The 24048-nt window shown below is 54.1% G+C and carries 27 protein-coding genes; 18 read left to right on the top strand and 9 right to left on the bottom strand.

Features of this window, described 5'->3' with window-relative positions:
• The first annotated feature begins 222 nt into the window (after positions 1-222).
• Positions 223-633 carry a MerR family transcriptional regulator gene (locus ACTHO6_RS10830; RefSeq protein ID WP_440241554.1) on the top strand — a complete coding sequence of 137 codons (411 nt, stop codon included), beginning with the start codon at positions 223-225 and terminating at the stop codon, positions 631-633.
• 33 nt (positions 634-666) lie between these two features.
• Entirely contained in the window at positions 667-2001 is a 1335-nt protein-coding gene (glnA, locus tag ACTHO6_RS10825; RefSeq protein WP_440241553.1) for a type I glutamate--ammonia ligase, read from the top strand.
• 196 nt (positions 2002-2197) lie between these two features.
• On the opposite strand, the gene ACTHO6_RS10820 is transcribed toward glnA, so the two are convergent.
• The 3 genes from ACTHO6_RS10820 to ACTHO6_RS10810 all read right to left on the bottom strand — a co-directional run bounded on the left by ACTHO6_RS10820 (position 2198) and on the right by ACTHO6_RS10810 (position 4058).
• Complete coding sequence (locus ACTHO6_RS10820) at positions 2198-2755, bottom strand: hypothetical protein (RefSeq protein ID WP_440241552.1); 558 nt, start codon at positions 2753-2755, stop codon at positions 2198-2200.
• Between the two features lie 204 nt (positions 2756-2959).
• Entirely contained in the window at positions 2960-3400 is a 441-nt protein-coding gene (locus tag ACTHO6_RS10815) for an Hsp20/alpha crystallin family protein (RefSeq protein WP_440241551.1), read from the bottom strand.
• Between the two features lie 43 nt (positions 3401-3443).
• The gene (locus tag ACTHO6_RS10810) at positions 3444-4058 is read right to left on the bottom strand and encodes a DUF4269 domain-containing protein (RefSeq protein ID WP_440241549.1); all 615 of its coding nucleotides are present in this window, start codon (positions 4056-4058) and stop codon (positions 3444-3446) included.
• A gap of 107 nt (positions 4059-4165) precedes the next feature.
• Here ACTHO6_RS10810 and ACTHO6_RS10805 point away from each other — a divergent pair, with 107 nt between their 5' ends.
• Positions 4166-4651 carry a DUF456 domain-containing protein gene (locus tag ACTHO6_RS10805; protein ID WP_440241548.1) on the top strand — a complete coding sequence of 162 codons (486 nt, stop codon included), beginning with the start codon at positions 4166-4168 and terminating at the stop codon, positions 4649-4651.
• Between the two features lie 125 nt (positions 4652-4776).
• Here the strand turns inward: ACTHO6_RS10805 and lexA are convergent, their stop codons facing one another.
• Positions 4777-5400, bottom strand: a complete 624-nt coding sequence (gene lexA, locus ACTHO6_RS10800) for a transcriptional repressor LexA (protein WP_440241547.1) — start codon at positions 5398-5400, stop codon at positions 4777-4779.
• A gap of 345 nt (positions 5401-5745) precedes the next feature.
• Here lexA and yneA point away from each other — a divergent pair, with 345 nt between their 5' ends.
• The 4 genes from yneA to ACTHO6_RS10780 all read left to right on the top strand — a co-directional run bounded on the left by yneA (position 5746) and on the right by ACTHO6_RS10780 (position 9142).
• Positions 5746-6087, top strand: a complete 342-nt coding sequence (gene yneA / locus ACTHO6_RS10795) for a cell division suppressor protein YneA (protein ID WP_440241546.1) — start codon at positions 5746-5748, stop codon at positions 6085-6087.
• A gap of 92 nt (positions 6088-6179) precedes the next feature.
• Positions 6180-6377 carry a DUF896 domain-containing protein gene (locus ACTHO6_RS10790; RefSeq protein ID WP_440241545.1) on the top strand — a complete coding sequence of 66 codons (198 nt, stop codon included), beginning with the start codon at positions 6180-6182 and terminating at the stop codon, positions 6375-6377.
• A 103-nt stretch (positions 6378-6480) separates the two neighbouring features.
• On the top strand, positions 6481-6846 hold the full coding sequence (gene crcB, locus ACTHO6_RS10785; protein ID WP_440241544.1) for a fluoride efflux transporter CrcB: 366 nt from the start codon (positions 6481-6483) through the stop codon (positions 6844-6846).
• A gap of 49 nt (positions 6847-6895) precedes the next feature.
• On the top strand, positions 6896-9142 hold the full coding sequence (locus ACTHO6_RS10780; protein ID WP_440241543.1) for a HelD family protein: 2247 nt from the start codon (positions 6896-6898) through the stop codon (positions 9140-9142).
• 73 nt (positions 9143-9215) lie between these two features.
• On the opposite strand, the gene ACTHO6_RS10775 is transcribed toward ACTHO6_RS10780, so the two are convergent.
• Entirely contained in the window at positions 9216-9518 is a 303-nt protein-coding gene (locus tag ACTHO6_RS10775; RefSeq protein WP_005835790.1) for a HesB/IscA family protein, read from the bottom strand.
• Positions 9519-9648: 130 nt separating this feature from the next.
• On the opposite strand from ACTHO6_RS10775, the gene ltaE reads away from it, so the two are divergent.
• Both ltaE and ACTHO6_RS10765 read left to right on the top strand, forming a co-directional pair.
• Positions 9649-10689 carry a low-specificity L-threonine aldolase gene (ltaE, locus tag ACTHO6_RS10770; protein WP_440241542.1) on the top strand — a complete coding sequence of 347 codons (1041 nt, stop codon included), beginning with the start codon at positions 9649-9651 and terminating at the stop codon, positions 10687-10689.
• A gap of 249 nt (positions 10690-10938) precedes the next feature.
• A complete protein-coding gene (locus ACTHO6_RS10765) occupies positions 10939-11133 on the top strand; it encodes a hypothetical protein (RefSeq protein ID WP_440241541.1) in 195 nt (64 codons plus the stop codon).
• 34 nt (positions 11134-11167) lie between these two features.
• Here the strand turns inward: ACTHO6_RS10765 and ACTHO6_RS10760 are convergent, their stop codons facing one another.
• Complete coding sequence (locus ACTHO6_RS10760; protein WP_440241540.1) at positions 11168-11902, bottom strand: alpha/beta hydrolase; 735 nt, start codon at positions 11900-11902, stop codon at positions 11168-11170.
• 333 nt (positions 11903-12235) lie between these two features.
• Here ACTHO6_RS10760 and pdhA point away from each other — a divergent pair, with 333 nt between their 5' ends.
• From pdhA to ACTHO6_RS10735, 5 genes are all read left to right on the top strand, one after another.
• A complete protein-coding gene (pdhA, locus tag ACTHO6_RS10755) occupies positions 12236-13321 on the top strand; it encodes a pyruvate dehydrogenase (acetyl-transferring) E1 component subunit alpha (RefSeq protein WP_440241538.1) in 1086 nt (361 codons plus the stop codon).
• Positions 13322-13324: 3 nt separating this feature from the next.
• Entirely contained in the window at positions 13325-14305 is a 981-nt protein-coding gene (locus tag ACTHO6_RS10750) for an alpha-ketoacid dehydrogenase subunit beta (protein ID WP_440241537.1), read from the top strand.
• A gap of 103 nt (positions 14306-14408) precedes the next feature.
• Positions 14409-15788, top strand: coding sequence for a dihydrolipoamide acetyltransferase family protein (locus ACTHO6_RS10745; RefSeq protein ID WP_440241536.1), 1380 nt, complete (start codon positions 14409-14411; stop codon positions 15786-15788).
• Positions 15789-15794: 6 nt separating this feature from the next.
• On the top strand, positions 15795-17204 hold the full coding sequence (lpdA, locus tag ACTHO6_RS10740; protein WP_440241535.1) for a dihydrolipoyl dehydrogenase: 1410 nt from the start codon (positions 15795-15797) through the stop codon (positions 17202-17204).
• Positions 17205-17335: 131 nt separating this feature from the next.
• A complete protein-coding gene (locus ACTHO6_RS10735; RefSeq protein ID WP_440241534.1) occupies positions 17336-17497 on the top strand; it encodes a Spo0E family sporulation regulatory protein-aspartic acid phosphatase in 162 nt (53 codons plus the stop codon).
• Between the two features lie 27 nt (positions 17498-17524).
• On the opposite strand, the gene ACTHO6_RS10730 is transcribed toward ACTHO6_RS10735, so the two are convergent.
• Together ACTHO6_RS10730 and ACTHO6_RS10725 are read right to left on the bottom strand one after the other, a co-directional pair.
• A complete protein-coding gene (locus ACTHO6_RS10730) occupies positions 17525-18247 on the bottom strand; it encodes a hypothetical protein (protein ID WP_440241533.1) in 723 nt (240 codons plus the stop codon).
• Between the two features lie 131 nt (positions 18248-18378).
• Positions 18379-18528, bottom strand: coding sequence for a small acid-soluble spore protein P (locus ACTHO6_RS10725; protein ID WP_440241532.1), 150 nt, complete (start codon positions 18526-18528; stop codon positions 18379-18381).
• A 205-nt stretch (positions 18529-18733) separates the two neighbouring features.
• Here ACTHO6_RS10725 and ACTHO6_RS10720 point away from each other — a divergent pair, with 205 nt between their 5' ends.
• Positions 18734-19591, top strand: coding sequence for a hypothetical protein (locus ACTHO6_RS10720; protein WP_440241530.1), 858 nt, complete (start codon positions 18734-18736; stop codon positions 19589-19591).
• A gap of 32 nt (positions 19592-19623) precedes the next feature.
• Positions 19624-21195, top strand: a complete 1572-nt coding sequence (locus ACTHO6_RS10715; RefSeq protein WP_440241529.1) for an ABC-F family ATP-binding cassette domain-containing protein — start codon at positions 19624-19626, stop codon at positions 21193-21195.
• A 43-nt stretch (positions 21196-21238) separates the two neighbouring features.
• Here ACTHO6_RS10715 and ACTHO6_RS10710 read toward each other — a convergent pair whose 3' ends face one another.
• Positions 21239-22303, bottom strand: coding sequence for a phosphodiester glycosidase family protein (locus ACTHO6_RS10710; protein ID WP_440241528.1), 1065 nt, complete (start codon positions 22301-22303; stop codon positions 21239-21241).
• Between the two features lie 127 nt (positions 22304-22430).
• On the opposite strand from ACTHO6_RS10710, the gene ACTHO6_RS10705 reads away from it, so the two are divergent.
• On the top strand, positions 22431-22577 hold the full coding sequence (locus tag ACTHO6_RS10705; RefSeq protein WP_165328990.1) for a hypothetical protein: 147 nt from the start codon (positions 22431-22433) through the stop codon (positions 22575-22577).
• 157 nt (positions 22578-22734) lie between these two features.
• Positions 22735-24018 (top strand): DEAD/DEAH box helicase, encoded by a 1284-nt coding sequence (locus ACTHO6_RS10700; protein WP_440241527.1) that lies wholly within the window; start codon positions 22735-22737, stop codon positions 24016-24018.
• Positions 24019-24048 lie beyond the last annotated feature (30 nt).

The following is a 24048-nucleotide window of genomic DNA, read 5'->3' as shown; positions in this document are numbered from 1 at the left end:
AGAAACACAAGCAGAGGCGCGGATATAGCGCGGATATAGACGGCATTCTCGCGGAGAGGATGCCGTTTTTTTGGCGGACGTTGGGACTGGCATCGCAGGACGAACGCGGATTTTTCTCGACACGGGTCACTTTTCTGCGTAATATTTTCTGACATCCGTTGACAGTGTTTGTGCTTTTGCATAAAATAGGGCATAAGGAAAACGATAGAGGAGGGACAAGTCATGAGTGATGACCTTCGCCGGAATATGGCCCTCTTTCCCATTGGGATCGTCATGAAGCTGACCGATCTCACTGCGAGACAGATTCGCTACTACGAGCAAAACGACCTGATTCAGCCGGCTCGCACGGAAGGGAAGCAGCGGCTCTTCTCCTTCAATGATGTCGACCGACTGCTGGAGATCAAGGAATTGATTGAAAAAGGACTCAACATTGCCGGCATCAAGCAAGTGCTGAAGATGCAAGAGCCTGTCACGGAGCCGACGAAGATTTCGCCCACCTCCGAGGTGAAGCGCAAGGACATGTCTGACAAGGAACTGCATCAGTTGCTCAGACAACAGATTATGTATCGCAATGCTGCCCGCCCAGGCGAGGACGCATTGATTCGTGGAGAGCTATCCCGCTTCTTCCACTAATACAAAGTTGTGAGAGAGACAGGAGGAGAGAATGTGAGCAAGTACACAAGAGAAGACATTATGCGATTGGCCCAGGAAGAGGACGTAAGATACATCCGTCTGCAGTTTACTGACCTGCTGGGGATTATCAAAAACGTGGAAATTCCTCTGTCCCAACTGCCAAAAGCGTTGGACAACAAACTGATGTTTGACGGTTCTTCCATCGAAGGCTTTGTCCGCATCGAGGAATCGGATATGTACCTGGTACCGGACCTGGATACCTGGGTTGTATTCCCATGGGGCAACGAGCATGGGAAAGTGGCGCGTCTGATCTGTGATATCTACATGCCGGATGGCTCTCCGTTCGAGGGTGACCCTCGCTACATTTTGAAGCGCGCGCTGAAAGAAGCAGAAGAAATGGGCTTCTCGGCGTTCAACGTGGGGCCAGAACCTGAATTCTTCCTGTTCAAGCTCAACGAAAAAGGCGAACCTACGCTTGACCTGAACGACCAGGGTGGCTATTTTGACTTCGCTCCACTCGACACTGGCGAAAACTGCCGTCGTGACATCGTCTTGACGCTGGAAAAAATGGGCTTTGAAATCGAAGCGTCCCACCACGAAGTAGCGCCAGGCCAACACGAAATCGACTTCAAATACGCAAACGCGCTGCAAGCGGCCGACCAGATTTTGACGTTCAAGCTGGTAGTCAAAACCATCGCGCAAAAGCACGGCCTGCACGCAACCTTCATGCCAAAACCGCTGTATGGAGTGGCAGGCTCCGGTATGCACGCGAACCAATCCCTGTTCCGCGGTAACGAAAATGCGTTCTACGACGAGACAGACGAGATGGGCCTGAGCCAAACTGCGAAGCATTACCTTGCCGGTATTTTGCATCACGCTCGCGGCTTCACAGCGATCACCAACCCGCTCGTGAACTCCTACAAACGTCTGGTGCCGGGCTATGAAGCTCCTTGCTACGTGGCATGGTCCGCGAAAAACCGCTCGCCGCTGATCCGGATTCCAGCCTCTCGCGGCATGGGAACCCGTATCGAAGTGCGCAGCCCGGATCCAGCCACAAACCCGTACCTCGCATTGGCAGTCATGCTGAAAGCCGGCCTGGACGGAATCAAAAACAAACTGGAAGTACCGCCAGCCATCGACCGCAACATCTACGTGATGACGGAAGAAGAGCGCGAAGCAAACGGCATCGTCAACCTGCCAGCTACGCTCAAGGAAGCGATCGAGTGCCTGAAAGCCGATCCCGTGATCTGCGAAGCACTGGGCGAGCACGCGCTGGTACACTTCATCGAAGCAAAAGAAATCGAGTGGGATATGTTCCGCACACGCGTCCACGATTGGGAGCGCGAGCAGTACATGAGCACGTACTAAGAAGCGAGACCCCTTGTGCCTGTTGGGCGCGAGGGGGTTTCTTTTTGTGGGGGAGGTCAAAAAAGGAGTGGGCGTTTTCGCGGCACCCACAAAACGCCCACATGTACGCGTAGATTCCCTGTATGTACGCCTTGAACGTACTCATACGATCGCTTTCCAGCTTCTTCGTGTCAGGGGTGTTCCCATCGCGTGTGTCTTAACGGTTGGCATATGCCAGAAATTTGTAGAGCCACTCCACGTCCCACTGTTTTGAGCGACAAACAGTTTCCCAATGGCTTTTAAAATGATCCATTTCGGCTTGCCAGTCTGGATAGTTAGTTTTACATGCTTGTATAAACTCCTGGGAACCCCCGATAACAGCATGATCTTCTGATGAAAGGAAAGCACCCCACGTATTGCTTTTCGAATACATGGCGTTTTCCAATATGAGTAGCGTATCGCGGTAGTCTGCATAAGGGGTAGTGACAGTAACCTCCCAGTGCACGACTCGGTCAGGATCGTACACGGTTTCGAAGCTATCCTTTCTCTCGATTTCGGATACGAAAAAGGAATGATCGCCGATTGACTGTGCCGCTTTCGTTAAGGCTTTATACTGATTTTCAGTTAAATGAAAACCATCAATCGGAAAAAGAATCATTCTCGCTATGATTGTATCTGCGTACATTTCCCCGAATGAATCTGTGCTTGTAAAGACGCTATGGAAACTTCGGGCGAGTTCAGCCCTGGATTCACTATCAGTAATCGGCTTCCTCAATCTCCTTTTCCTCTCCTTATTGCTTGAGATTGCCCTAACGGTAGTGTAGACATATTCTTTGTTCCCCCATAAAATCCTTTATCAGGAATTTCTTTGTAGAAGAAAATGCTCCTTTTCTACTAGGATGATAGGAATAGAAGCCACAGCACGATTGAATGGTATCAATCGGGAATGTCCGTGAAAAAAGCCCTCCGGCAGAGGGCTTTAATGAAAATCAACATCGATGCGCTTTTTTGTGTTAGGCTGGACCTTCGGCAAACGAATTTCGAGAACCCCATTTTTGTAAGACGCTTTAATCCCTTCTTCCGCAACACGGGTGGGCAACGTGACGGATCGTTGAAAGCGGCCGACGAAACGTTCTTGTTTGTGGATTTGTTCCTGTTTCGTTTCATGGGTACGGTTGATACTGCCACTGATCGTTAAGATGTTCTGGTCTACGTCTATATGTACGTCTTCCTTCTTTTCCAAACCGGGAATATCGCAAGTAGCAATCATTTCCGTTTCTGTTTCATGCAAGTCAATACGGGGCATCCCAAACCGATTCCCAACATTTCCGATAGCTGGAATGCCGGCTTCAAAAAACCGATCCAAATCTTTTCTCATGTTTTCGAGCAGGCGAAAAGGCTCGTAAGGTACTAAAGACATGATAGAGTCCTCCTTTCATCGCAATCTTGAGGTAGTATGACACTCACCGGAGACGTTTATGCATACGGATTCTGCCCACAAGAGCGCGAAGCTGTTCATCCGTCCACTTTTCCACATCCAATAGCGCCTGGTATGGATCGTCTCCCGAAATGTTAAAATAGGAGGCAAAAGCAGGTTCGGTTTTCAGGCCGTTTTGCTTGAACTGCCGAATACCGCGGAGGGCGTCCGCGCCACCGAGCAGCAGCAAGCGGTGCTCGACGACCATGTGCCGATACGCATTTTGCTGTTCGATCGGGCGCGGCTGGGCAAACAGCTCAAACCAGAAGCCGTAGGCAAAAAACGCAATCAGGCAGGTAGGCACGTCCTGCACGAGCAGACGAGCTTCCTTGTAGCCTTCATGCGTGGCATAGGAAGCGCGGGCGGCTTCGGCAAACTGATCGAGGTCGTGGCTTTCGCAAATGATATCCAGATCGCTGGTTGCGATGTCGATATCGAGGGGAATCGTGCCTGTGAGCACGGGATCAAAGGCTTGTAGCCGCTGCATGATCGCGGACTGCTCGATGGCCCGGCCCGCTGCTTTTTGTTTGGGTGTCCCGCTATGCAAATAGGATAGATCGCGCCAGTTTCGCGTCATGGATAGCCCTCGTTTCCTTGTCATTTACAGCTCCTCCCCAACGCCTCAACGACTTCACGCATTCACGGAAAGAAACGTGCAACTTGAATCGGCTGTTTCTCGTAATACGTATGTGAGAGGAGTGCATGGAGATGGATATTTTCCTTTGGATCATCGTGTTGTTGCTTTTCGCGCTGAGTATCGCCGGTATATTCTTGCCGGTCTTACCGGATACGATTTTGCTGTGGGCAGGCTTTTTGCTCTACCACTTTTTCATAGCCGATCCGGGAGCGGGGCTGCCAGCGTCTTTCTGGTGGGGGATGGTGGTGCTCAGTATCCTGCTGTACGGGGCCGACCTGCTGACCAACATGTTTTTCGTGAAAAAATACGGGGGCTCCAAATGGTCTTCGGTGGCTGCGGCCGCAGGGATTTTTCTCGGGATCTTTGTGTTTCCGCCGTTCGGGATGCTGCTTTTGCCGTTTGTGCTGGTGGTGTTGGTAGAACTGTTCGGGCAAAAGCAGCCGCTGGAAAAAGCGGTCAAGGCAGGCTTCGGCTCGCTGATCGGCTTTTTGGGCAGCGCGGTCGTCAAAGCCGTATTGCAGGTGGGCATGATCGTCTGGTTTTTCCTCGCCAGATAAAAAAGAGAGACGAAAAAGGACAGCGAGGGCTGTCCTTTTTTCATGTGATCCCGTATCGATGCAACGAAGGCTGCGCCAAGCGATTGGGAGCAGCCGGGTTTTCGAAAGCGCATGGGCGAGAACGATTAGTGGATGAGACGATAGACGCCAATGACTTTACCGAGAATGGTGACGTTGTCCAAAATGATCGGTTCCATCGTGGCGTTTTCCGGCTGGAGGCGGAAGTGGTTTTTCTCCTTGAAGAAGCGCTTGACGGTCGCTTCGTCTTCTTCTGTCATGGCGACAACGATGTCGCCGTTGTTGGCGACGTGCTGCTGGCGCACGATCACGTAGTCGCCGTCCAGAATGCCGGCGTCGATCATGCTGTTCCCGGAAACCCGCAGCATGTACACCTTGTCTGAAGTCACGATATTTTCTGGAAGCGGGAAGTACTCCTCGACATCCTCGATCGCGGTAATCGGTTGTCCGGCGGTTACTTTCCCGATGACAGGGACGCGAACGACAGCGTCCTCGAAGTTGTCCTGAAAGCGGTCTTCCTCAGACAATAGTTCAATGGCGCGCGGCTTGGTCGGGTCGCGGCGGATCAGCCCCTTCTTTTCCAGACGCGCCAGATGGCCGTGCACAGTGGAGCTGGAGGCAAGTCCGACAGCTTCGCCAATCTCGCGGACGGATGGCGGATAGCCTTTATCCCGGACTTCCTTACGAATGAATTCGATGATGGCTTGTTGTCTGCTGGATAGTTTTGACATTGAGAGACACCCCTGATTTCTCGAACATATTTTCCTATATTATACCATGGGAGCCTGCGTTCGACAAACATAAGTTCGATTCGGAGGCGAACAGGATTTTTTGATCGGGTGGAGGCAGGCGATTCGACATCGCTTGCGAATTGTGGCGGATGGGCGAGTAGCGGTCGCCGCAAGCACCTTCAGCACCGTACTGCCGGGTGCCATCCCGACGTGAGCCGACTGCATACAGCCGCTAAAGAAGCAAAGGGGGAAGGCGGACGGTTTGGGGATTGACATGAACGTATGTTCCCCTATAAGATAGGAGTACGAACAAACAGAACGTACGTTTGCAGGAGGTCATCGTTTATGAAGGCAATGTCGATCCCGAACGGTTTGGAGAAAAAACAGCCGCGTCGTGCCCGTCTTGGTATTACGAGAGGACAAGCCCTTTTGTTTTTGCTTACGTTTTCTCTCTTTTTTTACTTGCTGACCGAACTGGTGTTTGCTTCCTCTGCGCAAAAGGAGCCGCCCAAAGGAAAAGAAGTGACGGTTCGTTCCGGCGACAGTCTTTGGACGATCGCCGTGCGCCATCAGCGGTCAGAAAAGGTCGATGTGCGCGATCTGGTTCTCGATATTAAAAGCGCGAACAACCTCGACAGCAATCTGATTTACCCGGGGCAGACCTTGTTCATTCCGGAAACCGACTGATTCGGGTGCTTCCTAAGCGCCCGCCATCTTGCCAGTTCTGCCTGATATGATATAATAGAGCGGCATTACTACAGAGTGGGAGGAGCCGGAACGTGGTATCTGACGCGGAAATTAAACGAATCAACGAGCTGGTCAAGAAATCTCGCGAGATCGGCTTGACCGAAGAGGAAAAGCAGGAGCAGAAGGCTCTGCGCCAAAAGTACATCGAAGCGGTCAAAACATCGCTTCGAGCGAATCTGGATTCCATCCGCTATGTGGAAGACCTTGAGGAAAATCGTCCCAAGCACTAAAGTTACTTGTATTGACCAGACAGACATCCTTGCTTGACGCTCGGGTGTCTTTATTATTCCTTGGGACGGTCTGCCAGTCTCGCAAATGAGGAGGGAGAAGCCATTGGCATGGGTAGCTGTAGCTGTTGGCGGGGCAGTCGGTTCGCTGCTTCGCTATGGGTTGGCGCTGGTTGCCAACCTGCCGGGCTGGCCTGTAGGCACGTGGCTGGCCAACGTCATCGGCTCGTTTGCCATCGGTGTTTTGTTTGTGTTCGGCAAGGAGCAGGGAAGCTTTTCCCCTGAGCTGTATCTTTTGTTCACGACGGGCGTGATGGGCGGATTCACGACGTTTTCCACGTTCTCGCTGGAAGTCGTGTCCTTCTGGGGAGAGGGAGAGTGGCTGCGCGGGCTCGCTTATGTCCTGCTCAGTATCGGAGTGGGTCTGCTGTCTTGTGCGGCGGGAATCTGGCTCGCCCGGCAGGTATCCTAGCGACAACCACAAAGAAGCACGGGAATGAACGATGAGAGGGGGGATGGGTGTGAGTACCCAACACCGCGATTACGAAGCAGAACAGAACAAGCTGGATGAAACGATTGCCTTGATCGACGGAGAGATTACTCGACTGCGCGAAGAGATTCGGGAAGCGACAGATGATTACGTGAAACAGGTCGTGAACGCGGCGAAGGCAAAAGATTTGCGCTATCTGGAAGATCACGGCCGCGACAAGCCGTACTTCGGCCGCGTCGATTTTCTCAAGGACGAGGTGTACGAGCTGGATCAGGTGTACATCGGAAAACGAGGAATTGTCCGCAGTGATACATTCGATTCGATCGTTGTGGATTGGCGGGCGCCCATTGCCAGCCTGTATTACTCCGGAGAGAGCAAGGACGCCTTTTACCGGATGGGGCGCGAGATCGTGCGTGGCGAGGTGCGATTGAAGCGCAACTTCGCGATTGAGGACGGAAAAATCGTCGGCATCTACGACGGGGCCGTCAAAGAGACGATCAACCGCGAGATGGGTCACCCGGACGAGTTTTTACAGGAGGGCTTCATTGACGAATTTTTGAACGCCAACCTGAATCTGACGAATGACAGCCGTTTGAAAGATATTGTCGCGACGATCCAGTCGGAGCAAAATGACATCATCCGGGCGGAAAAAGATCGGCCGATCGTCGTGCAGGGGGTTGCAGGCAGCGGAAAGACGACGATTGCGCTGCATCGGCTGTCGTACCTGATCTACAACTACCAGGATACGATGATGTCGAAAAAATTCATGGTGTTCGCTCCGAACCGGATGTTTCTGACTTACATAGCAGAGGTGCTTCCCGAGCTTGGCGTCGACGATGTTCAGCAATCGACGTTTGTGGACTGGGCGGCGCGACTCGTGAAGCCGCTTATGCCCAAAGGCTGGCGGATCGTAAGCCCGGACAAACCGCTGCAACTGTTTTTCGAAGAAGGGCAGGACGAGCGGGAGCAGGAAATCACCCGGAACCGCCTCCGCTTCAAAGGGTCGCTGGCCTGCCGGGAAGCCATGGAAACGTACATACGCTACGTGATCGAGACGAGAATCCCGTTCAAGAATCTGCGTTTTCTGTACAACAAGACGAATCAGGTCTTCACGATCCCGGGAGAGACGATTCGGCAGCTTTTTCTGGAGCAATTCGGGTCCTTGCCGTATCAGCGGCGGGTCGATGCGCTGCGCAAACATGTGAAGCAGGAGATGAACAAGCAGCTGTTTTCGCATTTGCGCGAGCGAAAAGTCGACCTCGACAAGCAAGGGCTGGCGAAGTTTGAGAAAATGCTGGAGCACATTCTGGATACGTATCTCGCCTCCTTCCCGCAGTTGGATATTTTCACCTCGTACCGCGAGCTGATTGCGGATGAGGAGCTTTTGCGCAAGCTCACCCCTGCGGACATAGCAGACGAGGTGGTCCGGGATGTGAGCCAGTCTTCGGCGGCGCTGTTTGCCCAGGAGCGGCTGGAGGCGGAGGATATCGCGCCGCTTTTGTACTTGCAGCATATTATCGAAGGAATGAACAAGGCCGAGCATTTTGACCACACGGTCGTGGATGAAGCGCAAGACTTGAGCGCGTTGGAGATTGCTGTGATTGCGCTCGCGACGAAACGCCAATCGCTGACGATTGTCGGCGATATTGCCCAGGGGATTCACAGCTATCGCGGCATTCACGCTTGGGAAGAACTGACGAAGGGGATTTTCGCGCAGATGCATCCGGCGTATTATACGCTGGCGCAAAGCTATCGCTCGACGGTTGAGATTATGCTGTGCGCCAACGAAGTGCTACGCCGGATTGAGCTGCCGGAATCAGTCTTGGCGAAGCCCGTCTTGCGCCATGGCGAAAAGCCGGTCATGGTCGAGGCTGATTCGCGCGCCAAGCTGTGGGCGGATGTCAGCGTACGGGTTGCCGCTTGGCAAAGGGAAGGCTTGCAGACGATTGCGATCGTCACGAAAACGATTCAGGCGAGCAAGAAGGCGCACAAAGCGCTTTTGGAGAGTGTCCCCGATTTGACGCTGCTTGGCAGCAAGGACAACGAGTTCCCCGGCGGCGTCATCGTCATGCCGGCTTATTTGACGAAAGGCTTGCAGTTTGACGCGGTCATTGTGGTCGATGTGGATGCGTATCAAAACAACGAATGGGACGCGAAGCTGCTGTATGTGGCGATGACCAGGCCCGTGCACCGTCTCGTGCTGATGCAGATGTCGGGCGAGCAGGCCCCGCTGTTGGCGGAGCTTTCGCCCGAGCTGTACACGAAGGCGTGCCTCTAGCTCTAGCAGCTCGCAAAAATCCCCTCTGGCTGAACGGACAGCAGAGGGGATTTTTGTAACAGCTACGCGACGATTAATGGTCGCCTGTGTTTCCTTTGGACGGGTTGGTAATGACGAAGCCTTCTTGCGGCAGGTACAGGTAATCGACGATGATGCCGTCCAGAAGCGGCTCGTCTTTTTTCACGACAACGTCGATTTCCTTGTCAGTGGAGACTACTTCATCTTCTTCGGTCGGTTTGTCCAGCGCCAGGCCGTAGTGGGCATGATCGCCGTGCGCATGAGTAATATAGACACGCAGCTTCAGGTCTTTGTCTTCTTCCTGTTCCATGATTGTGGTCAGCTGCTTGGCTGCATTGCGAGTAATCTTTACTTTCATCGGTCCAGTCTCCTAACTGTATGTAAGTGGGTTTCTTCTTCATCTTAGCAAAGAGGGAATCGCACATGCAATGTGGAAAGTGTTCGAACGAATAGAGTTGCTAGACGAACAGGCGGAAGGGGAAGCTTGAATGAAAATCGATTTGCGCAGCGATACCGTCACCAAACCGACAGAAGCGATGCTTCGCGCGATGGCAGAAGCCGAGGTGGGAGATGACGTTTATCGCGAAGACCCGACAGTAAACCGGCTGGAACAGATTGCCGCGGAAAGACTCGGGAAGGAAGCGGCATTGTTTGTCACCAGCGGGACGCAGGGCAACCAGGTCGCCGTGCTGACCCATTGCGTCAACGGGGACGAGGTGATCGCGGAAGCCGATTCCCATATTTTTTACTACGAAGCGGGAGCGATGTCGGCTTTGGCTGGCGTGCAGACCCGGACACTCGCGGGAGAACGCGGCGCCCTGCGCCCGCAAGACGTGGAAAAGGCGATACGGGGCAACAACATTCATTTTCCGCGAACCAGATTGATCTGTCTGGAAAATACGCATAACCGGGCTGGAGGCGCTGTCATCACGGTCGAGCAGATGAAGGGCGTCTACGAGGTAGCGCAAAAGCACGGGATTCCTGTCCATCTGGACGGAGCGAGACTGTTCAATGCAGCGGTGGCCCAGGGAGTCGACGTTTCTGCGCTCTGCCAGTATGCCGACACCGTTCAGGTTTGTTTGTCCAAAGGACTGAGTGCGCCAGTAGGCTCCATTTTGGCTGGGGATCGCGCTTTTATCGAAGAAGCGAGATGGTGGCGAAAGAAGCTCGGCGGAGGCTTGCGGCAGGCGGGCTATTTGGCTGCGCCGGGAATCATCGCTCTGACCGAGATGACCGAGCGGCTAAAAGAGGATCACGAGCGGGCGCAGCAGCTCGCCGAAGGCTTGCGCAAGCTGTCGCTTGCCGTGGAGCCTGTCGAGACAAACATCGTGCTGGTCAGGACCGACTCGATTCGGGAGACGGCAGTTGCTTTCCTGAAGCGCCTTGCAGACAGAGGGGTGCTGGCGGTCGATTTCGACGAATACGTGATCCGCTTTACGACCCACCGTCACATTGATTCGCACAGCGTCGACAAAGTGCTGGAGGTAGTGGAGGAACTGCTGGGAGCCACACGGGTTTCGGGATCGTGATATCCGTAGACGAGGGCAAGTGTGCGCTCGTCCCGTCTCCGAAGTTCCCATGGCGACGAAAAGGCCGTTTTCCCGCCAACGCATGTCCCGACGTTTCTGCCGACAAACGTAAAGACATCCCCCGTGTGTCCAGGAGTGGCTCTTCCGGCATGACGGGGTTTTTCTCTCTCCCTTGCGTGTATTTCCTCACTCGCGAAGCAATACTATACCCATTGACTCGTAGACGCTTATGGGAAAAGAGGGATAAACATGATATCGGCCAAAGAGCGTGAGCGCCTGCAAAACCAGATGAAGCGCGACGAGAGCAAGATTGTCAACATCGTGCTTCACAATACGCAGCAGGTAGCAGGAGAAATTGAAAAAGCCACCCACCAAGGTATTTATCTGGTAGATGGCCATTACTACGGTTACGAGGAGATCCAGGAAATCAACGGCTCGCTGTAGCCGAAGCCGAAGACGCCATCGCCGGAAGCATACGCTACAGACGCGGCGGCGGGAAAAAGAAGCGCAAGGCATCCGGAAGCTCTTTTTGCCACAAGCCCCAGACGTGGTTGCCCGGCTTCTCGGAATAGGACAGGTGTGCCTGTTTGGCGTCGAGCAGCTTTTTGGCTTTCCGGTTCCAGTCGACAAAGTCAAACGTCCCGATGTGCGTCTCCACCGCTGTTTCCTCCAGCCCCACGACCATCCAGATGCGAAGCCAGGACAGGCTCTCGCGGCTTTGGAGGGCATCGAGCGTCGGCTGGAAAAAAGCTCCCGAGAGCGCAAGTACCTGCGAGAACAGCTCGGGATGGTCCAGGGCGAGGTGCAGCGCTACGGTTCCGCCGAGCGAATCGCCTGCGAGCACGCGGGACGATTTGTCGCGTCTTACGGGATAACGATCCTCGATGTAGGGCAGCAGCTCTTCGCAAAAAAAGCGTTTGTACGCTGCGTTTCTTTCGCCGACAGGGGAATATTCGCTCGTCCGCTTGCTCCGGTCAACCGAGACGCCGACGACGAGAAACGGCTCGATGCCTTCCTCCAGAATCAGCTGGTTGGCGATAGTAGCGATTCGGCCCATCGTAAAAAAGTCGTTCCCGTCCTGGCAGTACACGACAGGGTAGGACAGAAGTTCGTTGTAGCCCGGCGGGAGGTAAACTTTGACCGAGCGGGGAGTGTCCACATGAAGGCTGGGCACTTCTTCCTTGACGATCGTTCGTTTTACATATTCCGACATCGATTTACACTCCTGTTTGCTCAAATGTAAAACTAAGCCTTGAAAAAAACTGATACAGCTTTTATAGTAAATGATAACAGAGAGGAAATAAACCCTGTAGTATCAATACTATAACACATTAAACAGACAATTTGTCTGCAGTATAACAGGGTGGTGCAGACGGCGCTGTAAGCCCTTTCTTGCACGAGACAACTTTTCTTCTGCTTTTTCCATTATGGGGGACATTTCCGACAAGATTCGCACTCGCCGCCATCCATGGAGCAACGGCTCGATGAATGCGGCAGGACGAACAGCGGGAAGGAAGCCCTTTATTCTAGTGAAGAGGTGAATGAGATGAGCGTAACCACTGCTGTTGAACAAACAGAGAACAACGCCCCGCTGCAAATTCTTGCACCGGACGGTACGGTTGTTCGTCCTGACTTGATGCCTGAGCTCTCCGATGACGAGTTGCGTGAACTGATGCGCAGAATGGTCTTTACCCGCGTGTGGGACCAACGCGCCATCAGCCTGAACCGTCAAGGCCGCCTCGGCTTTTATGCGCCTGTAGCTGGTCAAGAAGCAAGCATGATCGGCTCCGAGGCAGCGCTTTCCAAAGAAGACTTCATCCTGCCAAGCTACCGCGACATTCCGCAAATGGTATGGCACGGATTCCCGCTGCACCAGGCTTTCCTCTACTCCCGCGGACACATCGAGGGTGGACGGATTCCGGAAGGCGTAAACGTATTGATGCCACAGATCATCATCGCGGCGCAATGTACACAAGCAGCAGGTGTTGCGATGGGCTACAAGCTGCGCGGTGAAAAACGCGTGGCCATCAACTACTTTGGTGACGGAGCAACCTCCCAGGGTGACTTCTACGAGGGCATGAACTTTGCGGGCGTTTATAAGCTGCCTGTGATTTTCTTCTCCCAAAATAACGGATATGCGATCTCTCTGCCGTTCGAAAAGCAAACGGCTTCCGAAAATATCGCAGTAAAAGCTGTGGCTGCCGGTATCGCCAGCGAGCGCGTGGACGGTATGGACATTCTCGCTGTTTACTACGCAGTGAAAAAAGCGAAAGAGCGCGGCGTGAACGGCGAAGGAGCGACGCTGATCGAGGCGCTGACCTACCGTTATGGTCCGCACACCATGGCCGGTGACGACCCAACCCGTTACCGCACAGGCGAAGAGCAAAGCGAGTGGGAGCTGCGCGATCCGCTGATCCGTTTCCGCAAATTCCTGGAAGGCAAAGGCCTCTGGAGCGAAAAAGACGAGGAAGCTGTGATTGAAGAAGCAAAAGCAGCGGTTGCGGACGCGATCAAAAAAGCGGACGAAACGCCGAAAATGAAAGTAACGGAACTGATCGATGTAATGTTTGAGACACTGCCGCCTGCACTCGAAGAGCAAAAGGCAGAATTCCTGGCGAAGGAGTCGAAGTAAGCCATGGCACAAATGACAATGGTTCAAGCCATTACGGATGCAATGCGCGTAGAATTGAAGCGCGATGAAACCGTACTTGTCTTCGGGGAAGACGTAGGGAAAAACGGTGGGGTATTCCGTGCGACAGAAGGTTTGCAAGCTGAATTCGGCGAGCAGCGTGTATTCGATACGCCGCTCGCTGAGTCCGGAATCGGTGGACTGGCTGTAGGCTTGTCTATCAACGGCTTCCGTCCTGTAGCGGAAATTCAGTTTTTTGGCTTCGTCTTTGAAACATTCGATGCGATCGCTTCGCAAGCGACTCGTATGCGTTACCGTTCCGGAGGCCGTTTCTCCAGCCCGGTTACTTTCCGCTCCCCGTTTGGCGGCGGCGTGAAAACACCTGAGTTGCACGCTGACTCTCTCGAAGGGTTGATGCTGCAAACGCCGGGTCTGAAAGTGGTCATCCCTTCCAACCCGTACGATGCAAAAGGTCTGCTGATCTCCGCGATTCGCGACAACGATCCGGTCGTGTTCCTGGAGCACATGAAGCTGTACCGTTCCTTCCGTCAAGAAGTGCCGGAGGGCGAGTACACCATTCCGCTGGGGAAAGCGAACGTGGTAAAAGAAGGCAGCGATGTTACCATCATCACCTATGGTGCCATGGTGCATACCAGCCTGAAAGCAGCCGAAGAGATCGAAAAGGCGCGTGGCGCGAAGGTAGAGGTTATCGACCTGCGCACCATCAGTCCGCTGGACATCGACACCATCGTCGCTTCCGTGAAGAAAACCAACCGGGCGATTGTCGTGCAGGAAGCGCAAAAAACTTCCGGCGTTGCTGCGGAAATCATCGCGCAAATCAACGAGCGCGCCATTCTCCACCTCGAAGCGCCTGTGCTGCGTATCACTGCGCCGGATACAGTCTATCCGTTTGCACAAGCAGAGGACATCTGGCTGCCTGACGTGAAACGCGTGGTAGACGGACTCACGCAAGTGCTCGATTATTAATCGAAAAACAAGCATAATGGCGGAAAAGTGGAAAGCTTTCCGCCTTCTTTCCGAAATTTGCAGGCTGTTCATTGAAGCGTAGTGTTCAAAAGGAGGAGATACTGTGAGTCGTTTTACATTCAGACTCCCGGAGCTCGGCGAAGGTATCCATGAAGGCGAAATCGTCAAATGGCACGTACAGCCCGGAGATTCCGTAGAAGAAGACCAAGTCATTATGGAAGTGCAAAATGACAAGGCGGTAGTAGAAGTTCCATCGCCTGTAAAAGGAAAAGTCGTCGAACTGAAAGTGACAGAGGGCACGGTTTCGGTTGTGGGCGATCCTCTGATCGAGTTCGAGGTCGAGGGCGAAGTTCCAAACCTGCCAGACCACGGTCACGGCGATACTGCCGCTGCGCCAGCACCGGCAACTGACAAAATGGAACCAGGCTGCGATATCGGCTCCCAAGTGAGCGCGAACGCAAACCAAGCGCTGGAAACGCCAATGGCGCAAGCGACAGCCACAGCGGTTGCGGCTCCAATTGACCGCAAGCACGTGCTGGCTACTCCTTCCGTGCGCAAATACGCGCGTGAAAAAGGCGTTCAGCTGACACTGGTACCTGGTACTGGCAAACTGGGTCGCATTACTCGCGAAGACGTAGATCGCTTCCTAGCTGGCGGTGCTGTTGCCTCTGCTCCAGCTGCACAAGCAGTGGAAACAGCGGCTCCGGCAGCAGAAGCGGCGCCAACAGGCGTAGCGCAAGCAGCTTCTGCGCCAACCGTTCACTACAGTGCGCAAGCGGGCGAACTGGAAGAGCGCGTTCCGCTGAAAGGCATCCGCAAAGCGATTGCCAAAGCAATGGTGAAATCCGCTTACACGGCGCCACACGTTACGATCTTCGACGAAGTGGACGTAACCGAACTGGTGGCGATGCGCAAAAACGCGAAGCCGCTCGCAGAAGAGCGCGGCGTGAAGCTGACCTACCTGCCAATGATCGTCAAGGCAGTCGTAGCGGGTCTGAAAAAGTTCCCAGAGCTGAATGCGTCCATTGATGATGAAAAACAAGAGATTGTGTACAAGAAGTATTACAACATCGGGATTGCCACTTCGACCGAAGACGGCCTGCTCGTTCCTGTCGTCAAAGCAGCCGACAGCAAGTCGATCTTCCAAATCGCTGGCGAGATCAGCGAACTGGCGAAAAAATCCCGCGAGCGCAAAGCGAGTGCCGATGAGCTGAAAGGCTCGACCTTCAGCATCACCAACATCGGTTCCGCCGGCGGCATGTTCTTTACGCCGATCATCAACTACCCGGAAGTAGCGATCTTGGGCGTAGGCCGCATCAGCGAAAAACCAGTGGTGAAAAACGGCGAGATCGTGGTTGCCCAAATGCTGCATCTGTCCTTGAGCTTTGACCACCGCTTGGTTGATGGCGAACCTGCACAGCGTTTCGTCAACTACGTGAAGCAGCTTTTGGAAAATCCGACGCTGCTCGTCATGGAGGGATAAGACACAATGGTAGTAGGTGAATTTACGACAGAAGTTGATGTGCTCGTGATCGGTGCGGGTCCAGGTGGCTATGTGGCGGCGATTCGCGCCGCCCAACTGGGAAAAAACGTAGCGGTTGTGGAAAAAGCGGAGCTGGGCGGCGTGTGCCTGAACGTAGGCTGCATCCCTTCCAAAGCGATGATCCATGCTGCACACACGTATGAGCATGCGCAACATACCGAATCCATGGGAATTACCATGGAAAACGTCAAGGTTGATTTCGCCAAAGTCCAGGAATGGAAAAGCGGCATCGTGAAGCAATTGACAGGTGGCGTTGCTTCCCTGTTCAAAGGAAACAAAATCCAGGTAATTCCAGGCGAAGCCCTGTTCGTCAGCGAAAACGAAGTGCGCGTCTTCAACGGCTATGACGTGAACCGCTATCGCTTCCAGCATTGCATCATCGCGACGGGGTCCCGTCCAATCGAGCTGCCGGCGTTCCCATTCGGCAAGCGCGTTCTGTCCTCGACAGAGGCGCTGTCGTTGACCGAGCTGCCGAAGAGCCTGGTTGTCATCGGCGGCGGTTACATCGGAATCGAGCTGGGTACGGTGTTCGCGAAATTCGGCACCAAAGTGACGATTCTCGAAGGCTCCGATCAAATTCTGCCTGGCTTCGAGCCGGATATGCCGCGTCTCGTGGAGCGCAAGCTGAAAAAGCTGGGCGTGACCATCCATACCAAAGCGCTGGCGCAAGGAATGGAAGAGACAGAAAACGGCGTGATTGTGAAAGCCGAAGTCAAAGGCGAGGCGCAACAAATCGAGGCAGAATACGTGCTCGTCACCGTTGGACGCCGTCCGAACACCGATGAGCTGGGCGTTCGCGATATCGGCATGAACGTGACCGACCGCGGTCTGATCGTGGTTGACAAACAAGGCCGCACGAACATTCCTAACGTGTACGCGATCGGGGATATCGTGGCAGGTCCTGCGCTGGCACACAAAGCTTCCTACGAAGGAAAAGTGGCTGCCGAAGCGATTGCCGGACATCCGGCAGAGGTGGACTACAAAGCGATTCCGGCGGTTGTTTTCTGCGATCCGGAAATCGCAAGCGTAGGCATCAACGAAAGAGAAGCAAAAGAAAAAGGGATCGATTATGTGGTAGGACGCTTCCCGTTCGCAGCAAACGGCCGCGCTCTGTCTGTCAATGCAGGCGAAGGCTACGTGAAGCTGATTGCGGAAAAAGGCTCCAACCTCGTCCTGGGGGCGCAAATCGTGGGTCCGGAAGCTTCCAACATCATCGCGGAAATCGGACTGGCGATCGAAATGGGCGCTACGCTTGAGGATATCGAGCTGACCATCCACGCTCACCCGACATTGGGTGAAGTGACGATGGAAGCGGCTGAACTGGCACTGGGTCGTCCGATCCACGTGATGAAATAACAGCTGCCCTTGTGAAAAAAGCCTTGTACCTTTGTGGTTACAAGGCTTTTTTCTTCCACATCTTACCCTTTCCACCTGTTCTTATATAATGTAAAATAGTGGGAGACTGACGTGGGTGGAGGCTTGGCAGCATGGAAACTACAAGTAAGATGATTGATGACTTGCGCCAAAAGCTGGAACGTGCAGCCAAAGAAGCAGGTTACAATTTTCTTGACCCAGAAATCGTGAAGATAAGTCAACAATTGGATAAACTGATCGTTGCGCATATGTTGCATCAAAAACGCCCTTCCTGACCCAAGGGCGTTTTTTAGTGGGAACGCTCAGGAGAAGGAGTACAGCAGGTGGGCATGGGCACCCTTTTTGCTGAGACAAGGCTCCTGGGCATAATAATAGCTGGGGTAGAGGATTAACTGCTCGGCATGATCGTCCGGGCCGTCGTACGGACACGTGAGACGGCGATTCTCTTCATCGAGAGAGAAGGCGGAACAGATCGATTGCAGGTAGGAGAGCAAGGCAGGCATGGTTTGCACCGAGGCGTAAATGCGCTCGGCCTCCTTCACAAACTGCGGGGCGATGCTCTCCCAGTTCTCTTCAAAATACAGTTGCCAGTAAGACGAAACAAACAGGCTGAAACGGCCTTTTACATAATCGGAATCCTCTTGCATATCCAAATACACTTGCGGGATGGCGTGCTGCTGCATCCAGTGGTCAAGCATCGGAGTCACGCTGCGGACAAATTGCTCGGTGGGCAGCATCACAAAGTATTCGTATTGCTCGTCCACGCCCATCACTCCTTTTGTCTGAACAGGATCGAAGGTGTCGGGGATGCCGTAGCGAAAGAGCGGGAGCAAATACGCCCATTCCTGCGTCAGGCGCGCGGATTCAAATTGTTCCAGCTGATCTTCTGACCATGAAAAGAAGCGTTCAGGGGGCGAAGGCTGGGCGAGCGTGTGCAGGCTGGCAGCCAGCTCGTACAAAGGGGAAACACTGTAGCTGATCGCGTTCGAAAGCGGGCCATGGCCCGGAAGTGGAATGGTCATCATAGTGGGCTAAACCTCCATTATGGATACTGCATCCATCATAGATCATCCTTGTGGGACAATTCAATCGTTTTATTGTAAGAAAAAGGAAAGCCCGAACGGATGGAGCCGTTTGGGCTTTGTTTGGCTAAAGCTTACCCTTCCCGCGTTTTGATGGAGCGGGAATGATTTTTTTGCTTCACTTTTTTGGAGCCGGCCAGTGGCTCGCCGGTTTGCGCCTCAGGCTTTGCCACGTTATTGTAAGCTTGGTGCGGATTTTCGTCCTGCCTATAATCCTGTTCCATCCAATCATCTCCTTTTTTCGTAGTTTGCCGCAATCCGATGGTGACGAACCATAGGAATTGCTGGTATTCTAAAAGGAAGTGTGTTTGCGATTAGCAGGAATCACTAGGTTGTCAAAAAGGCAGAAAGACACGATACTGTTGATAAACCATCCGTTTCACTCAGGGAACAAGAATCGCGCTTTGACGGATGGGAAAGGAGCAGCCAATGCCACTGTTGATTGCGCCCGTATTTAATTCCATAACCACGCAGCCTGTTCGGATCGAGCTGCCTCATGCTTACTACCTGATCTCGGGAGCAGAGCAGCCGTATGAGATCGCTTCGCGCTATTTGCGAAACGAAATGGATGAGAACAAGCGTATTTTCGATTCGCGGGTCAGCCGCAACAGCCTGTTTTTGGTTGCGGAGCATGCGGAAATGAAAGTAACGGATGACCGCCCGTGGATCGAAGAGATCGAGAACAAACTGAACTTGTCCGCGATTGATGGGACATGCTCGATCCCTTACGTCCTGACCGTGAATGGCAATATGTGCGGGATTACGTACTTGAAGCGATCCCTCGACGGGAGCAAATACGAGTTTGATGCGTCTACCCAAAACGTTTTCATGCGACTGTTGGACCACCAGCTGCCGTCGCTTGCTTTTCGCCGCTATGCGCTGTCGCTGGAGAAAAAAAGCAACGAGGACCAGCTGCTCGATTTGTGGATTGCGCTGGAGTCGCTGTTTGCTCCCGACGGAAAAAAGGGGGAAATCACCTATAAATTGCGGCTGCGCATGGCGTATTATTTTGGAGAGTCGTATGCCCAGCGGCAAAAAATTGCCCAGTTTGTAAAAAAATCGTACAATCATCGTTCAGAGATCGTCCACAGCGGAAAAATGTTCGGCAACAAGCTGACAGACGAGGTGAATACGCTCCGATTGATGGCGAGAGCGACGATCCTGAATACGGCGATGCACGGCATCAGCCTGCAGGAGTTGCGCTTGCGACTGGACGAGTTGATCTTGACAGGCGAAACCTATGTACAGCGGTATGCGCCGTCTTATTTTGAAAGCATGATGTTGTAGACCTCACAGAGGAAACAGGAGGAAGAGTTTGCATGAGTGTTTTGATTGTGGAAGATTTGTCCCATGGCTTTGGGGATCGCATTTTGTTTCGGGACGTGTCCTTTCGTCTGCAACCGAACGACCGCGTCGGTCTCGTAGGAGCAAACGGAACCGGAAAATCCACGATGATGGGCATCTTGACCGGACAGCTCATTCCGGATAAGGGCCGCATCGAATGGATGCCCAAGATCCAGTACGGCTACCTCGACCAGCACACGAAGCTGCAATCGGGAAAAACCATTCGCGACGTGCTCAAGGAGGCGTTTCTGCCGCTTTTGGAGCAGGAGCAGGAGCTGATGGCGATTGGCGAAAAAATGGCGGAAGCGTCGCCGGAGGAACTGGAAGAGCTTTTGGAGCGCATGGGTGAAATTCAGGATAAGCTGGAGACGAGCGGGTTTTACCTGATCGACGCCAAGGTGGAGGAGATCGCGAACGCGCTTGGACTGAGCGCGATTGGACTGGAGCGCGACGTCGCGTCCTTGTCCGGTGGACAGCGCACAAAGGTTCTGCTGGCGAAGCTGCTTTTGGAGCAGCCGACCGTCCTGCTTCTGGATGAGCCGACGAACTACCTGGACGAAGAGCATATCGTCTGGCTGAAAAACTATCTGCGGGAATATCCGTACGCCTTCATCCTGATTTCCCACGACACGGCGTTCATGAACGAAGTCGTCAACGTCATTTACCATCTGGAATTCACCAAGCTGAACCGCTACACCGGGAACTACGAATCGTTCCTGGCGCAGTCCGAGATGAAGCGCAGCCAGCACTTTGACGCGTTTGAAAAGCAGCAGGAAGAAATTGCCCGCATGGAGGACTTCATCGCCCGCAACAAAGCGCGTGCGTCCACGACAGGCCGTGCCAAAAGCCGCCAGAAGCAGCTGGACAAAATGGAGCGGATCGACAAGCCGGAGACAGCGGCGAAGCCTTCCTTCATTTTCAAGGAGGCGCGTGCGAGCAGCCGCTTTGTCATCGAAGCGGAAGACTTGGAGATCGGCTATACCCATCCCCTGCTGCCAAAGCTGAACGTAAAGCTGGAACGCGGCGAAAAGGTAGCGATTGTCGGGATGAACGGGGTGGGGAAATCCACGCTCCTGAAAACGCTGCTCGGCATCATTCCGCCGCTCGGAGGCAAGCTGGAGCGAGGCGATTTCCTGCACCCGGCCTACTTTGAGCAGGAGGTCAAGCCGAAGCCGATTACGGCGCTGGATGACGTCTGGAACGAGTTCCCTTCGATGAACAACCACGAGGTACGCGCAGCGTTGGCGCGCTGCGGCCTGAAAAACGAGCATATCAACCGCAACATGAACGCCTTGTCCGGGGGCGAGCAGGCAAAGGTGCGTCTCTGCAAGCTTTTGCAGCGCGAGAGCAACTGGCTTGTTTTTGACGAGCCGACGAACCACCTGGACGTCGTCGCGAAGGAAGAATTGAAGCGTGCGTTAAAAGAATTCAAGGGGACTGTCCTGCTCGTCTGCCACGAACCTGAGTTTTACGAGGATTGGGTGACGCAGACGTGGGATGTGGAAAAATGGAGTCTGGAGCAAGCGAAAACGCCGATTAAACTGTAAACACAAACAGGCAGCCACATTCATGTGGGCTGCCTGTTTCGTTTTAAATCACCGCCCAGGCGTTCGGGAGGTAGCGTCCGCGGTAATACGGGCAAGACGTTTTCGTAATCGCCTCGCCGTTGTACAGCATCATCGAGCTGGAGCCGCCGTCCATCGCCATGGCGGTTACGATGCCGCGCTCTTCCAGCAATTCCGCCAGGTCGTTCATGCTCGCGCCGATCGAGTGGCCAGGCTGGCGGCCGTCGATGACGACGAAGACGATCGTGCCGTCCGCTTTTTGCCCAATCGCTGTGCGCGGCTGGATGCCCCAGCTTTTCGCGGGCTTGTCCTTGAACAGGTTTTTGCCGTTCACAATCAGTTGCGGGCGGAAGCTCATCGCGTCGCGAACACCCATTTTCACCAACTGCTCGGCCGTATAGCTGCCGGTAATCAGCTTGCCTTCATAGGTGATGCCCAAGGCGGTCTCGCCGCTTTTCGGATTGTAGCCCTGGAGGATTTTCCCGTCGTGGATCACCAGGCCATACGCTCTGGCGCCTTTTCCGTAACCATCCGGGTCCGAGAAGCCGCTCGCGTTGACGATGCCGATGGCGTTTGTCTTTTTGACGAACTCGTCGAGCAGATCGCCGCGGTCCTTGCGGTTGGTGACGACCAATTGGACCCGTTTCGGGTCGCGGATGTACATGATTTTTCCTTTGAAGTAGTAACTGCCTTTGGATACGTCGATCTCTTCCACCTCGATCAGTTGCTTCGGCTTTTCCGGCGGCGTTTCGACCAGCGGCTGCTCCTGCGGCGACTCTTCCGGCCTGGCTGTTTCATCCGGCTCGGAGTTGATGACGTCCGGGTTGCGGATTTGCTGCTTCAAGGCGTTGAGCTTTTCTTCCGGCAAAAACGTGTACGGTGCCCAGTAGTCGTGCTGCGTCGTCAGGAGCGTGCCCGCCGCCCACTCGCGCAGCTCCTCGCCGCTTCGCGTGCCAAACAGAAAAAGCATACCGAGCAGGGCAAGCGTGGTGCAAGTCAAGACCGACGCAAGTATCAGGCGCTTGACCCAGCGCCAAGGTCTTTTTCGGGTTACTAGCTTGCGCGTTCGCGCGCGTGATAAGGTTTGCATGAATCCTCCACATCCATCTGCCAATGAAATTCGTTGTTTCCTACTAGAAGACGAATGAGTGGGGAAAAAGTTTCAGCCAAATAATAAAGGATCGCCAGGGGGAAAATAGGGGCAGGAGGTGATGGCTGTGCGCGGCTATGATGAAGCGTTTCAACAGGAAGTAGAGGAGTATCGGAACAATCCCGACAAGGGCACACGCAACCAGACGACGAGTCGGGACCGTCACGACCTGGCGGAAAAGCAGGAAACCCGCAAGGACTCGAACAACGGGTAACTCACATCAGGCGAAGTCCGAACCAGGATTTCGCCTGTTTTTCACGTCCGGCACAGCGATCTGTACAGGCGGCCTTTCGCGAGCCAGGCCCTCTGTTATACAGGGGCAAAGTGTGGTAAGCTTACCCAATGTATGACTATACGCCAGGAGGGTTCTTGTGAGCACCACGTTTGCTGATTTACAGATGAGCGCGCCGCTTGTTGCGATTTTGCGCGAACGAAAAATGGAAACGCCCACCCCTGTGCAGGCGGAAGCGATTCCGTTGATACTGGCCGGGCGGGATGCCTTGGTCGAATCCCCGACAGGGACAGGCAAAACCTTAGCCTACTTGTTGCCGCTCTTGACGAAAATCGACTTGGATAAAAAGGACGTGCAGGCGCTCGTCCTGGCGCCGACGCATGAGTTGGTCGTCCAAATTGCCAAAGAAGCCGAAAAGCTGTTGCCGGGAGCCGATCATGCGGTCGTTCCGATCATCGGCGGCGTCGACGTCAAGCGGCAGGTAGAGCGGCTGAAGAAAAAGCCGGTGCTGGTCGTCGCCACGCCAGGCCGTCTGCTGGAGCTGATCGAGCAGCGAAAGCTGAAGGTACACGAAGTCAAAACGGTTGTCGTGGACGAAGCGGACCGTATGCTCGATGCGGGCTTCGGCAAGCCGGTCCAGGAAGTGATGAAAAAAACGTTGCGCGACACGCAGCGCCTGCTGTTTTCCGCGACGATTTCCGAGCAGATTGTCGAGGCTGCCCAAGTTTTTACAAAAGACGCTGCGCTTGTACGGGCGCAAGCACCGGAAGGCGCAGCCGGAGTCGCCCATCTGTACCTCGTGTCGGAGCCGCGCAAAAAAGTGGACACGCTCAGACGCTTGCTGCGGCTCGTCAATGTCCGCTCCTCGATCGTGTTTGTCAATCAAATCGAAAAGGTAGACGAGATTGTTTCCAAGCTGAACTACCATCATCTGGCCTGCCGGCTGCTGCATCGTGACGCGTCCAAGGAAGAGCGGGCGCGGACGCTCCAGCAGTTCCGGGACGGTGCGTTCCCCGTATTGATTACGACAGATGTGTCCGCACGCGGCATTGACATACCGGAAGTGGAATGCATCGTGCATTACGACCCGGCGCCAGACGCGGATACGTACATTCACCGCAGCGGCCGTACGGGCCGGATGGGACGCGCCGGCCTGGTCTTTTCGATCATCAGTCCGCAGGAGCGGTTTATCATCCAGAAGTTCGCCAAGCAGACCGAGCTTGCCATTACGGAAAAAATCATGTCGCACGGTGCCCTGGAAGACCCGAGACCGGAGCGCAAGCCATCCGCCAAGCCAGCGGCAAAAGGCAGACCGCAAGACCGCAAACCGGAAGCGGGCAAGCCCATTGCCGCAAAAAGCGCTTCCTCTGCAAAGCGGGTACAGCAGACAGGCGGCTTGGGAACCAAGCAGAACAAAAGGTAGAAAGAGAAAGAGCAGAGCAGCCGCCGCAAG

Origin of the sequence: Brevibacillus sp. SAFN-007a (assembly GCF_051967035.1) — a bacterium.
In the GTDB taxonomy this organism is placed as follows: Bacteria; Bacillota; Bacilli; order Brevibacillales; family Brevibacillaceae; genus Brevibacillus.
Note: the sequence above shows the minus strand (reverse complement) of the source record. Positions and strands in the feature narration are given on the sequence as shown.

Excerpts from the sequence above, each read along its gene's own strand:
- pdhA (WP_440241538.1), top strand. The coding sequence starts at position 12,236 with ATGAGCGTAACCACTGCTGTTGAACAAACAGAGAACAACGCCCCGCTG.
- ACTHO6_RS10720 (WP_440241530.1), top strand. The coding sequence starts at position 18,734 with ATGCCACTGTTGATTGCGCCCGTATTTAATTCCATAACCACGCAGCCT.
- ACTHO6_RS10765 (WP_440241541.1), top strand. The coding sequence starts at position 10,939 with ATGATATCGGCCAAAGAGCGTGAGCGCCTGCAAAACCAGATGAAGCGC.
- ACTHO6_RS10725 (WP_440241532.1), bottom strand. The coding sequence starts at position 18,528 with ATGGAACAGGATTATAGGCAGGACGAAAATCCGCACCAAGCTTACAAT.
- lexA (WP_440241547.1), bottom strand. The coding sequence starts at position 5,400 with ATGTCAAAACTATCCAGCAGACAACAAGCCATCATCGAATTCATTCGT.
- ACTHO6_RS10810 (WP_440241549.1), bottom strand. The coding sequence starts at position 4,058 with ATGACAAGGAAACGAGGGCTATCCATGACGCGAAACTGGCGCGATCTA.
- lpdA (WP_440241535.1), top strand. The coding sequence starts at position 15,795 with ATGGTAGTAGGTGAATTTACGACAGAAGTTGATGTGCTCGTGATCGGT.
- ACTHO6_RS10830 (WP_440241554.1), top strand. The coding sequence starts at position 223 with ATGAGTGATGACCTTCGCCGGAATATGGCCCTCTTTCCCATTGGGATC.
- ACTHO6_RS10715 (WP_440241529.1), top strand. The coding sequence starts at position 19,624 with ATGAGTGTTTTGATTGTGGAAGATTTGTCCCATGGCTTTGGGGATCGC.
- ACTHO6_RS10735 (WP_440241534.1), top strand. The coding sequence starts at position 17,336 with ATGGAAACTACAAGTAAGATGATTGATGACTTGCGCCAAAAGCTGGAA.
- ACTHO6_RS10750 (WP_440241537.1), top strand. The coding sequence starts at position 13,325 with ATGGCACAAATGACAATGGTTCAAGCCATTACGGATGCAATGCGCGTA.
- ACTHO6_RS10815 (WP_440241551.1), bottom strand. The coding sequence starts at position 3,400 with ATGTCTTTAGTACCTTACGAGCCTTTTCGCCTGCTCGAAAACATGAGA.
- ACTHO6_RS10760 (WP_440241540.1), bottom strand. The coding sequence starts at position 11,902 with ATGTCGGAATATGTAAAACGAACGATCGTCAAGGAAGAAGTGCCCAGC.
- ACTHO6_RS10805 (WP_440241548.1), top strand. The coding sequence starts at position 4,166 with ATGGATATTTTCCTTTGGATCATCGTGTTGTTGCTTTTCGCGCTGAGT.
- yneA (WP_440241546.1), top strand. The coding sequence starts at position 5,746 with ATGAAGGCAATGTCGATCCCGAACGGTTTGGAGAAAAAACAGCCGCGT.
- ACTHO6_RS10730 (WP_440241533.1), bottom strand. The coding sequence starts at position 18,247 with ATGATGACCATTCCACTTCCGGGCCATGGCCCGCTTTCGAACGCGATC.
- ACTHO6_RS10710 (WP_440241528.1), bottom strand. The coding sequence starts at position 22,303 with ATGCAAACCTTATCACGCGCGCGAACGCGCAAGCTAGTAACCCGAAAA.
- ACTHO6_RS10775 (WP_005835790.1), bottom strand. The coding sequence starts at position 9,518 with ATGAAAGTAAAGATTACTCGCAATGCAGCCAAGCAGCTGACCACAATC.
- ltaE (WP_440241542.1), top strand. The coding sequence starts at position 9,649 with ATGAAAATCGATTTGCGCAGCGATACCGTCACCAAACCGACAGAAGCG.